Source organism: Mucilaginibacter sp. P1_A3 (assembly GCF_056406855.1).
In genome coordinates, this window is record NZ_JBFTZJ010000025.1 from 1 (window position 1) to 14,516 (window position 14,516).

A 14,516-nucleotide genomic window follows, 5' to 3' on the forward strand; every position below is an offset into this window, starting at 1 on the left:
GAATTGGACATGATATTGGTGCTAACACCGCCTGGAAATACTACAGTCACTCTTACATTCGTACCCGACAATTCGGAATGAAGTCCTTCTGTCAGCAATTTTACAGCTGCCTTGGATGCGCCGTAAATGGTTTGGCCCGGGACCGGTAAAAACCCACCCATGCTGGATATGTCGACAATATGCGATTCAGGCCTGGTAAGCAGGTGTGGCAGAAAAGTCTTGATCAAATAAAGCGTACCGTAAAAGTTGATATCCATTACCCGTTCAATCACCTCGTAGCTCAGGTCATTTACCTTTATAAATGGCTGAATGATACCAGCGTTGTTAATAATGCCGTCCACCGCACCGAACTTGCTGATCACTTTCTCTAATAAGCCTTCCACCCCCGCTCTATTGGTAATATCGGTCACAAACAGGCTTAAATTTACATTCCTGGCACCCGCCAATGCTGCAGTTTCCTGCAAAGTCTTTTCGTTGATGTCTATCGCAGCTACTTTTGCACCTTTTGCCAGCAGGTTCAGTACAAGTTCGCGGCCCATACCGCTGCCGCCTCCGGTAACTATAGCTGGCAGGCAGCATTCTTTAGCGAGTTTCAAACAATATCAAATCCAGCTTTCAAAAAGTCAAAGCGATGAAAACTTGTGTAGATAATTAAATCCCGGCGAAAAGGCAGAAAAACGCTGGAGTAATAATTTATGTGCAGTTTTACTATTTATTTATAAACCAGAATCACCAGTTCAAGTACCTTTACATAACTCAAAACGATCTTTGACCGCACCGCATTGAGCTGTTTTTTACAGATCCGGAAAATGTTTCGGTGATTGGTGCTATCCTTGTCCATCAGGTCGTAACACTCTGTAACTTCTTTTACGACGCTTTTCTTGATTTGTTCATCGAGCCAGGTCTTGACCTTTGCATTCAACGCTGCTTTATTAAACATCCTGCTACTTTATTTTATAATAGCACTAATATACGGCTATTTGAATTCAGCACCCCGGATTTAAAATCGGTTCGCCATTAAAGTGATTAATTTTAAAGCCGCTTCGCCAGTTAAATTCCAGAAACTATCTGGTGCTTGTTTGTTGTTATCTTTCAATTGATGATATCTAAGATTCGGATGTATACATTTGATCGTAGTATTCCTTAGCCAACCGCCCCGATTCAAAACCAGGGTTAATATCCGCGGCCGCGCGTTTGATGATGTTTAACCAATCACCGGGTTTATTATAATACATAGGTATTACCGCTTTCTCCAGTACATCCATCAGGCTTTCATTTTCCAGGTTATCCTTCTCCACTACAGATAGGTTATCCGGCGCTTTAGGGATCAGGAAACAGTTTTCCTGGTCACGAGCAAATTCCGGCACCCATCCATCGGGCAGTGAAAGGTTGATACTCCCGTTCATGGCAGCTGCCATGCCACTTGTTCCGGAAGCTTCGTGATACATCCTTGGGTTATTTAGCCATACATCCGATCCTTTTTTTAGCAGTGCCGATAAACCCAACTCATAACCTGTTAAAACAGCGCAGTTTTTAAAAGGTAGAGCACGACTGATGATCTGGTTAAACAAAGCAATCCCCTCGCCGTCTTCAGGGTAGGGTTTCCCCGCCCAGATAATCTGCACCGGCAAATTTGTATTTTCAACCAGGCTAATAAACCGGCCCCAGTCCTGCATTATCAGATCAGCCCGCTTATAGCCGGCAAAGCGGCGGGCCCAAACAATGGTGAGCACATTTTCGTCAAATAGTTTACCACATTGATCGGCCACCATTTTAAACAATTCGTGTTTTATGGCTTTTTTCCGGTTAACAATACCTTCGTTATCGCCGGCTGCAATGACCTCGTCCATGACCGGATCAACCCAATACATTTTGTTCTGGGCATTGGTGATCGAGGTAATCTGGCATGCACCAGGACTATTACCCCACATTCGCCGGGCAACATCGCCGTGCAATTTGGACACGCCATTAGCCTTGCGCGAAAATTGAAGCGCTGCCAGTGTATAATTAAAATAATCCCCTTCTAAACCAAGCAATGATTTCACTTCATGCTCCTGCAGATGATAGAAGAACGACATCTCTTTCAGCAAGCTGTAACTATGCGCTTCATTACCTGCCATTTCTGGCGTATGGGTAGTAAATACTACCTTTTTCTTTACTTCGGCAAGGCTTTTATATTTGGCATACAGGTAAAAATTTAGCGATACCGAATGGCCCTCGTTCATGTGGTAAACATCGGGTTCGATGCCTAAAATATCCAGCAGCATCGCACCACCAATCCCCAAAACAATGGTCTGCGCTATACGGGTAGACTCGTTGGGATCGTACAAACTATGCGTGATCGACCTGGAGAGTTCATCATTCTCCGGAACATCTGTACTCAGCAAAAATAATGGTGCCGAACCAAAGGTTTCCGGCTTAAGCAACCATGCTTTGACATGTACAGGTGCATTATGAACCTGCACAGTAAATACAATTCCGGTATCCTGCAAAAAAGAATGTTGCTTTTCAATAAATTCCGGTTTCATAAAACCATTGCCATCCCGTACCTGGTCATAGTACCCATATTTCCAAAGCATCCCGATGCCTACTAAATTTTGCTTCAGTTCATAAGCGCTCCTCAGCTGCGATCCGGATAAAAAACCCAGACCGCCGCTATAAATCTTTAAGGCCTGATCAATAGCAAACTCCATGGAAAAATAAACAACCGGGATATTATATTTAGCGTCTGGCTCATAGCCGAATAAATCTTTTGTATCAAACATATTAGTTGTGTATGCGGTAAGGGTGCCATGTAAATTGGATATTACTGATAGAGGCCGCCTCTACCTGTTGAATATTATTATATACCAGGTTGATATGCAGATCCTCGTAATGATCCATCCGGTACTGCAAAAGTTTTGGCAGGCTTGCCTCTCCCCCGGTTATCAGGTGTTCAATATAATTTAAGGCTCCCGCTTTCGCCTTTTCCATAGCCTGGCCTATATCTGCATATTGGTCGTAACCCTCCCAACCGGGTAGCAGTGAATAATTAATAATCCCGGTGATAACCGCCGGCCGGAGCCGAAAATCATTTGTAGAAAAGGCCTGCAGTGCCGTATCGTTTTTATTTACCCTGTAGTAACGGTAGTAATGATGTTGTTTTGGCTGCGGGTAGCCGTCGTAGGTTATGCTTTCCATTTCCAGTTCAGTATTTCGGGCATATCCTTACCGTTAGTATTGATATAATGTTTGTGCGCAATCAATTTATCCAGCAATAATTGTTTCAGGTAAACGCCCTTGCTGCCAGTTTGCGCCAGGCGATCGATCACGTCGATAACCAGGTGAAACCTGTCCATCTCATTCAAAACCGTCATATCAAAAGATGTGGTGATGGTTCCCTCCTCTTTATAGCCACGCACATGCATATGCACATTATTAGCACGGTTATAAGTAAGGCGGTGCACCAGCCATGGGTAACCGTGGAATGCAAATATTACAGGTTTGTTGGTTGTAAATAGCGCATCGTAATCTTTATCTGTTAATCCGTGAGTATGCTCGGTACTCTTTTGCAGCTTAAACAGGTCAACTACGTTAACAACCCTGATCTTTAGCTCGGGCAAATGCTCGCGCAAAATAGATACTGCTGCCAGCGTTTCTAAAGTTGGCACATCACCACTACAGGCCATTACTACATCCGGTTCGGCCTCCTGATCATTACTGGCAAAATTCCAGATACCTATGCCGCGGGTACAATGCGCTACGGCCTGCTCCATATTGAGCCATTGCGGTGCCGGGTGTTTGCCTGCCACAATCACGTTCACATAATGGTAGCTGCGCAGGCAATGGTCCATAACCGATAACAAACAATTGGCATCGGGCGGTAAGTACACCCTTACAATAGTGGCTTTTTTGTTCACCACATGATCCAGAAAACCTGGGTCCTGATGGGTAAATCCGTTGTGATCCTGGCGCCAAACGGTTGAAGTTAATAAGATATTCAATGAAGCTATCCGCCTGCGCCAGGGCAGTTCCAAACTGGCCTTAAGCCATTTGGCATGCTGGTTAAACATCGAATCTACAATATGAATAAATGCTTCATAGCAGTTAAACAGCCCATGCCTGCCAGTTAGCAGATAGCCCTCCAGCCAGCCCTCGCACTGGTGCTCGCTTAGCATCTCCACCACACGGCCGTCCGCAGCGAGGAATTCGTCATGTAATGCTACAGGTGCATCCCATTGACGATTTGTAGCTTCAAATACGACATCCAACCTGTTGGAGACTGTTTCATCCGGCCCAAAGATCCTGAAGTTGCGATGCTGTTGGTTCTCTTTGATCACATCCCGCAGGAAACGACCACTTACATAAGTATCCCCTTCCCCATCCGCACCGGGGATTTCCACCACGGTAGCGTAATCCCTGAAATCGGGCAGGCGCAGGTCGCGCAGCAAATTGCCACCGTTGGTGTGTGGGTTAGCGCCCATTCTTCGGTCCCCTTTTGGTGCCAGTTCGGCCAGTTCGGGAATCAGTTTACCTTGCTCATCAAATAATTCTTCGGGGTGATAGCTTTTCATCCAATCCTCCAGCATTTGCAAATGTTCGGGCGGTGCTGAGGCTGAAACTGCCAGCGGGATCTGGTGCGCCCTGAAGTTGCCTTCAATTTTATACCCGTGCACTTCCTTAGGGCCGGTCCAGCCCTTGGGTGACCGGAGGATGATCATCGGCCAGCGCGGGCGGTCACCATTGGGATGCTCAGCATCATATTTTACCTGTTTAATACGATCAACCGCGTAGTCAAGCGCAGCAGCCATATCCCGATGCATTTGCCCGGGATCATCGCCCTCCACAAATATCGGGTTCCAGCCATAGCCACGGAATAATTGTTCCAGCTCTTCATGCGTAATGCGGGCCAAAACCGTTGGATTAGAGATCTTGTAACCGTTTAAATGCAGGATAGGCAACACGGTACCATCTGTTAACGGATTCAGAAATTTATTGGAATGCCAGGCGGTGGCCAGCGGACCCGTTTCGGCTTCACCATCACCAACTACGCAGGCTACTATCAAATCGGGATTATCAAACACAGCACCGAATGAATGACTAAGGGAATAACCCAGTTCACCACCTTCGTGAATTGACCCCGGTGTTTGGGGTGATGCGTGGCTGGGAATTCCGCCCGGGTAAGAAAACTGGGTGAACAATTTGCGTAAACCATCCTCATCCTCGGTGATATTGGGATAAACTTCGGTATAGGATCCTTCCAGGTAAGTTCCCGCTACCACAGCTGGGCCACCATGCCCTGGTCCCGAAACGTAGATCATATCAAGATCATACTTATTGATAATACGGTTCAGGTGGGTGTATATGAAATTCTGTCCCGGTGTGGTGCCCCAATGCCCCAGCAGCATGTTTTTTACATGCTCCAGCTTCAGAGGCTCTTTCAGCAGGGGGTTATGCCGCAGGTACAATTGCCCTACACTCAGGTAATTTGCAGCGCGCCAGTAGGCATGCATTTTCCGGAGTTCTTCGTTGGATAACTCCTCTGCTTCTATAGTTGACAATTCAGTTTTCATGGGTTTGATATTTTAAGAACGGTTTGTGTATGTTGTGCTATTATGGCTTCTTCATTGGTTTTCATTACCAGCACCTTTACGCGACTTGAAGCTGATGAAATATTTTCCTTGTTATCGTAATTTGATTTCTTTTCTACCTGGATTCCCAAAAAATCCAGCTCCAGACAGATACGTTCTCGGATAGTTGCAGAATTTTCTCCAATTCCTCCTGTAAAAACTAACAGATCCAGCCCGCCCATGGCGGCGGTCAAAGAGCCGATAAACTTTCGGGCCTGGTAACAAAATACGGTAATGGCAGCCCTGGCTTTGGGATCTTTAGCTTCCAGTTGCAGCAATTGCTGCACATCACTTTTTCCAGCAATTGCCTTTAATCCCGAATCGTTGCTGAGTAATTTATCGAGTTGTGTTGCTGTAAGTTTCCCCTGTTTCAGCAAAAACAAAAATACACCCGGGTCCAGATCGCCCGAACGGGTACTCATTACCAGGCCGCCGATCGGGCTTAGGCCCATAGTTGCTTCAATGCAAGTGCCGTTTTTTACAGCGGCCATACTGGCACCGTTGCCCAAGTGAGCAATTATAGTTTTCTGTGCTTTTACAAGTGCTCCGTCCGCTTTAAGCTGCTTCATAACGTACTCGTATGAAAGCCCGTGAAAACCGTAATGCAATAGCCCCTGCTCCCGGTATTTGGCTGGTAGTGGGTAATATTTAGCCTCATCGGGCATATTGCGATGGAAGGCTGTATCAAAACAGGCAACCTGCAACAATCCAGGAAAAGCGCGCCCAAATGTTTTAATTGTTCTGATCTCGTCTGGCAAATGGTTGGGTGCCAGGTAAACAAAAGCCTGTAAGTTCTTTATTAACTCATCTGTGATTAATTCTGGTTCACGGTGATCCGGCCCGCCCTGTACCAGGCGGTGGCCAATGGCCCGCAAGCTACTTTTATATTCACTTTTTTTTAGCCAGCTAATAACTGCCTTTACTGCTTCATCCAAATTTTTGAAACCAGCTGACTGTTGCAAAATGACCTTTCCTTCTTTGCAAATACTTAAACGGCTGCCGGTGCTGCCAATAGCATCAACATTGCCGTTACACTCCGACAATAGCGAACCGAATTGGAATAAACTGAATTTCAGACTGGAAGAACCACAATTGATGCTTAAGATATAGAAGTTTTGTTTTTCTGTCATATAAGATTAGTAGCTATAGCATCTGAACCGGTTGCAAACTTAGCGGCCATGCCCTTTGAAAAAAATGACCGCAAGTGCGATAGCAAATGATATCAATCATTAATTGCTTACATCTATTGGTGGGTAAAATGTGACGGAACATGTAACCGGCTTAAGCCGCTGTAAGAGAAGTGTAAAGAATATACCTTACCAAGGAGCGAGGATAGCTTTTGTTTCGTTCCCCAGACAATAAAAATCCAAGTTGCAAAAAATGACCTTCGTCACTTTTTTGCCTGAAAGTAATTACTTGTGGGGTAATCGGTAATAATCATTCAATGGTAAACGCATCTGGAAAACAAAAATATTTGACCGACCGGGCCTTTTCGCCCTTACCCGCCATCCGGTTCGCGTTGGCATCCCACTCCTTTCTTTCACATCGCCTGCCAGAAGACCAGTCTTCCCGTACGCCATTCACGATCAGACGGATATAGATATGGCTTTCTTTATTTTGGAGGTTTTTAGATGCTTTTTAAGTAATACCGGCAACTGAAAGTCTGGGTCTTAGCTGGCGTTATTTTTTCTTCTTCGGGCTTTTTTTCAACCCCGTTCAGCATTTGTTCAATATCTTCCTGCCCATAATAGTAAATACCCCCTATTTTATTGTAAGGCAAAGTGCCGTTCACCCGTAGGTTCCGGATCGTAGCGTTAGATACTTTCATCAGCTTTTTAACCTCCTCGTTTTTCAGCCATTTCTGCTGGAAGAAGCTTTGCGATCCGTTCAACGGTTGCAGCAGCTCAAATAATTCATTCTTGAAATCCTGCAGATCTTTCTTGGTTAGTAATTCATCGGGCGTCATCGGTAAATATTTTTACCCTTTAGAAACGCATAATTTAAGAAGGCATTTTAAAATTTTTCCTACCGGTTGGTAACCTGAGCTGTTTATTTCACTTTAATGATATCGCTCCACCGCGTCGTATAACCCTTGCTCAGCCATTCATGCTTCAGGCGCCACTCTTTTTCATAACCTTCACTGGCCATGCGTACCATGCCACGCCCGTAAGCGAGGTTGATCTTGTCCAGCACCGCCGAAACCGAATCTCTTTTTCCCTCGTCATGTTCTCTGAAAAAATTCAGTTGCAGTTCACCTTCCGGCACCAACCCGGTGGCGATCACACCGGCCTTCCGGTACTTGATGCCCGCTTTGAACAATGTTTTTGCAACGCGGGTAGTAATCCGCACCAGGTCATGCGTATTGTTGCTGGCGATGGTCAGTTTATGGGTATGCGAGGGAAAATGCTGCGGATGATCTTCCCGGTGCTCATTGGTATACAAGAACACCTGCAGGTAAAGACAGCGCAGTTTCCCGGCTCTTAATTTTTCCGCCAGTCTGGAAGCATACAGTGTAACCGCTTCACAGAGTACATCAGGCTGTTCGATATAGTTCCGGAAAGAGCGGCTGACCATGATACCTTTTTTGGACTCCGGCTCGTTGTCAAAGGGAATGGCAGGCCTGCCCCAAAGCTCATTCCACATGCGCTGGCCGACGATGGTCATGTGCTGTTTGAACCACATCTCCGGCATATCACGCAGCTGCCCCACCGTTTGAATGTCAAGGACCTTCAGCTTTTCCTGGTATTTCCGGCCGACGCCCCAAAGGTCTCGGACAGGAAAGTTTTTAACCGCGGCAGCAATAAGTTCCGGCGTATCCAATACCATCGTCCCGTTATTCTTTTTGGCCAGTTTGTTCGCCAGCTTGGCCAGCGTTTTGGTTGGCGCGATGCCGATGGAGACCGGGATACCCGTGTTGTGTACCACCGAGGCGCGGATCCTGGGCGCATACGCGTGCAGGTCTTTGACTCCGTCGATCAGCCCGAAAGCTTCATCAATACTATACACATCCAGCCTCGGAAACCATCTCGCCAGATTATGCATAACCCGCTCCGACAGGTCACCATACAATACATAATTACTGGAAAAAACCCGGATGTCGTACTTTTTGATCAGGTCCCGTACCAGGAACTCTGGCGCTGCCATCTGGATACCGCAAAGTTTAGCTTCTTCGCTCCGCGCGATCACGCAGCCATCATTATTACTCAGTACCACGACAGGCAGACCGTTCAGTTCCGGCCTGAACAAGCGTTCCGCCGACGCATAAAAATTATTACAATCACAAAGCGCAAACACGACGATACCTTCCCTTCCTCAAAGCTTCGGGCAGGGTATTCCGGCAAATAGAGATCACCACACCCCAAACCTGCAGCACCTCTCCATCCGTGGTCTGTATGATTTCCTGCCGATCACCACAAAGTACGGGCCTATTATCCCGGAGCGCATAGCGCCGGCAAAAAAAACCATCCGCCACAAAAGCGACTACAATTGCCCCCTCCACAGCTTCGAGTGAACGGTCAACAACCAGGATGTCGCCGGCTTTCAGGCCTTGTTCCTCCATCGCCGGACTATCCATCTGAAAGTAAAAGGTAGCGTGTGGATCTACCACCATCGCCTCACCAATATCCAACCGCCCCTCCAGGTAATCCGCCGCGGGCGACTGAAACCCCGATATCTTTTGCTCCGCCCTTTGCTGAAATGCCCTGATCATACCGTTCTCCCTTAATCGTTAACCATTTAACGCAACAAAGCTATGCTAATAATTTTAGCAAACTATAAAAAATAGAATTAAATTATTTACATCCGCGGGTTGTTGGAGATTGGCGTACACAATGGATTCAATTATGCGCCTTGCGCAATCCTGACTCTTACCAATAATACATTACTATTTTACATAAACACTTGGTTATTAGTCGTAAACTATTAATTTTGTTATTGTGATGTTATTAACTTGTTTGTCAAAACATTAAGACAGCATCAATATTTTGTAACATCTCGCATCGCACTGAGGTATGCCGGAAATGGTTGTACAATTTCAAGGTGCTTATAAAAATCGACTTATCACATGAAAAGCAAAAGATCTCTTACATTTTTCATCATTCTTATCGGCATATCAACAAGTACATTTGCCCAGCAGATTGATACGTTAAAAGAAAACAGTGCTATTCGACGGTTAGTAAAGAGCTACGAAGAAGCGTGGAATCGGCACGATCCGGTTGGTTTGGCAGCTAACTACCGCAATGACGCCACTTGGGTTAACTGGTTTGGAGCGTACTACAAGGGCAGGCAGGATATTGAAGATCATTACCGAAGTACCCATAACACTTACTTCAAACCCAGCCACTACTTTACCCGTGCTATCGAAGACATACAATACCTTTCACCGGATATCGCAGTGGCCCATGTACGTACAGGTTTAACCGACGATGCGCGTTACCCGGGGGAAACTTTTGAATTCAGGCGAATGATTGTTTTGACAAAAAAAGATGGATTGTGGTTAATACAGGCAGGTCAGAACGCAAAGTTGGAAAAGAGCGTTAAATAATTCAAAATCTACCTATAACAAAATGATGCAAAGAAATTCTTCCTTAAGTCGTGCCTCGCTTTGGGAGCATTGGCATTTGTTCCTTTTAACCTGACGGCAAAAAGCCTATCGGGATTAAGGGATAGCGCTGGCTTTATGGTTGATTCAACTAAAAGTCTGAAGTTCTGAAGGCCTTGACCAGATGATTCCGTGCTATTTGGAGCACCAATTTGTGTAAATCCAAAGTAGGGTGCATCTTTACTTTCAGTTGTTTAGCATGATCAAAATGTAGCAGAATTGCCAACCCTGTATTTTCGGAACAAGGTGATCAATAGCGCCAGAAAATCCACCTATTGCGGGATAACGCTCAGGCCTTATAAATAAATAACCCATTCCCTGTTTTACGGGGAATGGGCATTATGAATGGTATAGATAATTATTCTGCTACTAATTCCTCGCTGTAAAAAGGATAATCGATATATCCTTTTGAATTGCCGCCATAAAAAGTATCCCGGTCATATGGGTTTAACGGCAAGCCATTTTTAAAACGATAAGGCAAATCCGGATTGGCTATAAAATACCGGCCAAAAGCAACAAGATCGGCATAGCCTTTTTCGAGTATCTCATTACCCTTTTCGAAATCAAATCCACCAGCTGCAATGATGAGACCTTTGAATATTTTACGGAGATGCATTGAGGCAACAGGCCCCATGCCATCAACTTCCTCATAACTGCCTTTAATCCTTGGTTCGATCAGATGTAAATAAGCAATGCCAAATTGATTAAGCTGATCGGCTGCGTAACCAAAAAGCGCGATTGGATTGCTATCAGACATGGAATTGAACGTGCCGCTTGGCCCCAGCCTAACACCAACACGATCCGGCCCCCAAACAGATAACATCCCCTCTACCACTTTCGTCATAAACCTTACCCTGTTTTCCATTGGGCCACCATATTTGTCGGTGCGTTTATTAGAACCGTCTTGCAAAAATTGATCCACAAGGTAGCCGTTAGCACCATGAAGCTCCACCCCGTCAAACCCGGCATCCTTTGCCCTTTGGGCAGCTTTACGGTAATCTTCAATTAGGGTTTCAACTTCTTCTGTTTCATATGCCCGGTTCAAATCTGCAGGTACCCAGCCTTTTTGGGTAAACACCAAATCTTCATGCGGCACAACAGAAGGCCCACCAGGTAATGCGTAGTTGGGCTGAAGATCCCTATGCGATTCACGGCCTACGTGAAAAAGCTGCAAAAATATAATACCACCTTTGGCGTGCACTGCATCGGTTACTTTTTTCCAGCCTTCCGTCTGCTCATCGGTATAAATACCTGGTGCGCCGTAATAACCGTGGCCTGTCTCGGATATTACTGTACCTTCCGTAACCATAAACCCGCCGGGTGTGGTACGCTGGGCGTAATATTCAACCATCAGGTCATTAGGTATAAAACCTGTTTCGGTACGCATGCGCGTTAACGGTGGTAAAACTACGCGGTGCGTCAGCTCATAAGCGCCCAGTTTAATTGGCGAAAACAATTTGGTGTTACTATTATCCTGTATTTTCATATGACTATTGTTATGTGTTGATTTGACAGATCATGTTATTTAAAATCAGCATCGAGGATGATCCTGTAACTGGCTTTCCCTGACTCTAAATGGGCAATAGCATCGTTTATCCTGCTCATGGGGAAATGCTCTGTAACTGGTTTTATTTTGTGATGGGCCGCAAAACGCAGCATTTTATCTAAAACACCCCTCGAACCTCCCGGGGATGCAGATATCGATTTTTGAACACCTAACAAAGCAAGCACCGATACCGGGATAGGCTCATAAACAATACCTACAAAATGCAGGCGCCCCTTTGGCCCCAGCATGGCAATAATTTTATCCCAATCAAGCGGTACGGCTACAGTTATTAGGATAAGGTCAAACTTTCCTTTCAGGTCGTTCCATTCACTGGTATCCCGGCTGGAAACGATATGATCAGCTCCCAACTTTTTTATTTCATCGTGCTTGGCCGCGTTAGATGAAAACGCAGTCACCTCAGCACCCCATGCGTGGCAAAATTGAATGGAAAGATGACCGAGGCCGCCAATACCGAATACCCCTATCCTGTCGGTTGGCTTAACTCCGTACTCCATTAGCGGCGAAAAAACAGTGATGCCCGCGCAAAACATCGGACCGGCGTCGGCGGGGTCCAAGCCATCTGGAATAGGTACAGCCCAAATCCAATGTGCTTTTACCCTGCTTGCAAAACCGCCGTGGTGCCCCCAAATGGTAGCCTTTACAGTTTCGCAAAGATTTTGATCGCCATCCAGGCAAGGACCGCAGTGGCCACAGCTGCCATTAGTCCAGCCAATACCTACCGTTTGACCGATACTTAGTCCTTTGGTTTTAGCCACATCCCCAAGCGCGACAATCATCCCGGTAATTTCATGCCCAGGCACCAACGGAAAGGGTATGGTACCCCATTCATTTTTAATGAACGAAATATCGGTATGGCACAAGCCACAATATTGTACTTCAACTTCTACTTCTTCAGAACCTAATGGTCCCATTTCATAGGTAAATGGCTTTAATTCGGCACGTGGTTCAAGAGCTGCCCATGCTTTAATTGTTGACATATGATTATTATTTGTTTAATTATTTGCAGTTACTAAATTAATGATCGCCATAAATCGCCTACCGATTTACAAAGGCCAACTGCTGCATCGCACTGGGCATTTTTATATCCCCATTGACCGTTGGGCGACAGCCGTACACCGACATGATTTGCTCCCCAAACAAATACCAATGCCCTACCAATTCCAACGGAAACTTCACTCTCTTCTCTATCGAGCCTCCGTAGGCATCGGTCCTTTTGTTTGTGCCATCCTGTAAAAAAGTATCGGCCAGGTAGCCATTGGCATTATGAAGTTCCAAGCCATCAAAACCGGCTATTAAAGCCCGTTCAGCAGCTTTTCTAAAGGTTTCAACCAATTCGGGACTCTCCGAAATATCGACCGCTCTATGCTGCGTTACGGGCACCCAACCTTTTGCTGTAAATGATATCCCTTCAAACGGCACAACTGATGGCGCGATTGGAGGCTTCCCATTTTTTAATGATTCATGTGACTGACGTCCATCGTGGGAAATCTGCATAAAGATCAATCCTCCTTTATGGTGTACTGCATCAATGACCTTTTTCCACCCCGGTATATGATGATCTTCGTAATTACCCGGCGCTCCAATATAGCCCCGGCTATCAAATGAAGGATGAGTAGATTCGGTAATGATAAAGCCTCCGTCGGACGCGCGTTGAGTGTAATATTTAATCACCATATCACTTACACCATCATCCGGGTTAGCCCGAAGACGGGTTAATGGAGGGTGCGCCACGCGATGCTTTAAATTTAAATGACCAATTTTTTCGGGGGAAAATAACTTCATTCGGTTTGCAGAGATTTCGGAGGGGTGATTTGTTTCCATTTTATTCATAACCTTATTAATTGTTAGCATTTGGTTTAATAGGCGACCATATTATTCTGGGCCTATTGGGATCATCTAAAAACAGGTTAGCCATATATTCTTCCCTCAGTATCTACCACTTTAGTGCCATTAATTAAATACCTACAAATCAAGCACTTAATAACATTAATTTTATTTAATGATATTTTATATCGTAAAATCCCCATTATCAGCGAAATCGGCTATATCTTATACTGCATTAACGGATATCGGCTGAAGTGCTGCTTTTATCTTTTCGGAGCCTGATAATTTTATATACCGCGCCATCCAGGTCACGGGCGATATTATTTCCCGTGAAATGATCGCTGAAACGCTGACTTCTCTTACCTCAGTGGTATATAGCTACAGGTCAGGGTCAAAATTATGGCTGCGGCTTTTCAGGCCGGAAACATACCGGCTGAGAATATATCTGGAAAGGCAACGGCAACGCTCATCCCATGAATCAGGCGGTGTAAAACTCAACGCCATGGAATTCCCTTTTAAAAACATAACTGTCGCGGAGTTCTTTAAGAAAAAGGTATCCGGTTGTAGATGTTCGGTTCTTTCAACCGCTGTACCTAATGATATCAGCATCCCCGACAAGACGCCGGAGACTGCCGGGCGGGCTATACGCTGTATCTTCTCCCGAAGAATTAAACTCAGCCGTAGAGTCGCCTCTACGGCTGGTCTTCAAAACCGTGCGTGAAAGTTTCCCTTCACACGGCTCCTCGTCCGTTAATCATTTATATGAAGCAAGTTATCTTTCCTCGTTTTGGTGATATGACAATGGGCGTGCAATAATTGCACATTAGCCCATATATCTTTTCCTCCCAAATGCAAAGGAATAATATGGTCGGTATCCATATCATCGCCTAACGTAAACTGCAATTTGCATATTGAA

Annotated in this window: 14 protein-coding genes and 1 pseudogene; 1 reads left to right on the forward strand and 14 read right to left on the reverse strand. The window is 45.5% G+C overall.

The features are described from left to right. From AC1D0K_RS30395 to AC1D0K_RS30440, 10 genes and pseudogenes are all read right to left on the reverse strand, one after another. Positions 1-596, reverse strand: a 596-nt coding sequence (locus AC1D0K_RS30395; protein ID WP_477463149.1) for an SDR family NAD(P)-dependent oxidoreductase, incomplete at its 3' end; no start/stop codon positions are given. Between the two features lie 116 nt (positions 597-712). After that, positions 713-940: a hypothetical protein gene (locus tag AC1D0K_RS30400; RefSeq protein WP_477438865.1), complete on the reverse strand. Its 228-nt coding sequence runs from the start codon at positions 938-940 to the stop codon at positions 713-715. A gap of 166 nt (positions 941-1,106) precedes the next feature. Next, on the reverse strand, positions 1,107-2,765 hold the full coding sequence (gene glgP, locus AC1D0K_RS30405) for an alpha-glucan family phosphorylase (protein WP_477392048.1): 1,659 nt from the start codon (positions 2,763-2,765) through the stop codon (positions 1,107-1,109). Between the two features lies 1 nt (position 2,766). Then, the gene (locus AC1D0K_RS30410; protein WP_477392049.1) at positions 2,767-3,180 is read right to left on the reverse strand and encodes a hypothetical protein; all 414 of its coding nucleotides are present in this window, start codon (positions 3,178-3,180) and stop codon (positions 2,767-2,769) included. Then, positions 3,168-5,552, reverse strand: coding sequence for a phosphoketolase family protein (locus AC1D0K_RS30415; RefSeq protein WP_477392050.1), 2,385 nt, complete (start codon positions 5,550-5,552; stop codon positions 3,168-3,170). Before AC1D0K_RS30415 ends, AC1D0K_RS30410 begins: the two co-directional genes overlap by 13 nt. Continuing rightward, entirely contained in the window at positions 5,549-6,739 is a 1,191-nt protein-coding gene (locus AC1D0K_RS30420; protein WP_477392051.1) for an acetate/propionate family kinase, read from the reverse strand. Before AC1D0K_RS30420 ends, AC1D0K_RS30415 begins: the two co-directional genes overlap by 4 nt. A gap of 307 nt (positions 6,740-7,046) precedes the next feature. Continuing rightward, a pseudogene (locus AC1D0K_RS30425) lies at positions 7,047-7,226 on the reverse strand (hypothetical protein); the annotation flags it as partial. A 10-nt stretch (positions 7,227-7,236) separates the two neighbouring features. After that, complete coding sequence (locus AC1D0K_RS30430; protein ID WP_477392052.1) at positions 7,237-7,575, reverse strand: helix-turn-helix domain-containing protein; 339 nt, start codon at positions 7,573-7,575, stop codon at positions 7,237-7,239. 83 nt (positions 7,576-7,658) lie between these two features. Continuing rightward, a complete protein-coding gene (locus AC1D0K_RS30435) occupies positions 7,659-8,903 on the reverse strand; it encodes a Y-family DNA polymerase (protein WP_477392053.1) in 1,245 nt (414 codons plus the stop codon). Then, entirely contained in the window at positions 8,887-9,318 is a 432-nt protein-coding gene (locus AC1D0K_RS30440) for a LexA family protein (RefSeq protein WP_477392054.1), read from the reverse strand. Before AC1D0K_RS30440 ends, AC1D0K_RS30435 begins: the two co-directional genes overlap by 17 nt. A 354-nt stretch (positions 9,319-9,672) precedes the next feature. Here AC1D0K_RS30440 and AC1D0K_RS30445 point away from each other — a divergent pair, with 354 nt between their 5' ends. Further along, on the forward strand, positions 9,673-10,152 hold the full coding sequence (locus tag AC1D0K_RS30445; RefSeq protein WP_477392055.1) for an SgcJ/EcaC family oxidoreductase: 480 nt from the start codon (positions 9,673-9,675) through the stop codon (positions 10,150-10,152). 415 nt (positions 10,153-10,567) lie between these two features. On the opposite strand, the gene AC1D0K_RS30450 is transcribed toward AC1D0K_RS30445, so the two are convergent. From AC1D0K_RS30450 to AC1D0K_RS30465, 4 genes are all read right to left on the reverse strand, one after another. Next, positions 10,568-11,695, reverse strand: a complete 1,128-nt coding sequence (locus AC1D0K_RS30450) for an alkene reductase (RefSeq protein WP_477392056.1) — start codon at positions 11,693-11,695, stop codon at positions 10,568-10,570. Positions 11,696-11,730: 35 nt separating this feature from the next. Further along, entirely contained in the window at positions 11,731-12,753 is a 1,023-nt protein-coding gene (gene ahr, locus AC1D0K_RS30455; protein ID WP_477392057.1) for an NADPH-dependent aldehyde reductase Ahr, read from the reverse strand. Between the two features lie 58 nt (positions 12,754-12,811). Beyond that, a complete protein-coding gene (locus AC1D0K_RS30460) occupies positions 12,812-13,558 on the reverse strand; it encodes an oxidoreductase (RefSeq protein ID WP_477392058.1) in 747 nt (248 codons plus the stop codon). Between the two features lie 792 nt (positions 13,559-14,350). Continuing rightward, positions 14,351-14,503 (reverse strand): HNH endonuclease, encoded by a 153-nt coding sequence (locus tag AC1D0K_RS30465; RefSeq protein WP_477463089.1) that lies wholly within the window; start codon positions 14,501-14,503, stop codon positions 14,351-14,353. Positions 14,504-14,516 lie beyond the last annotated feature (13 nt).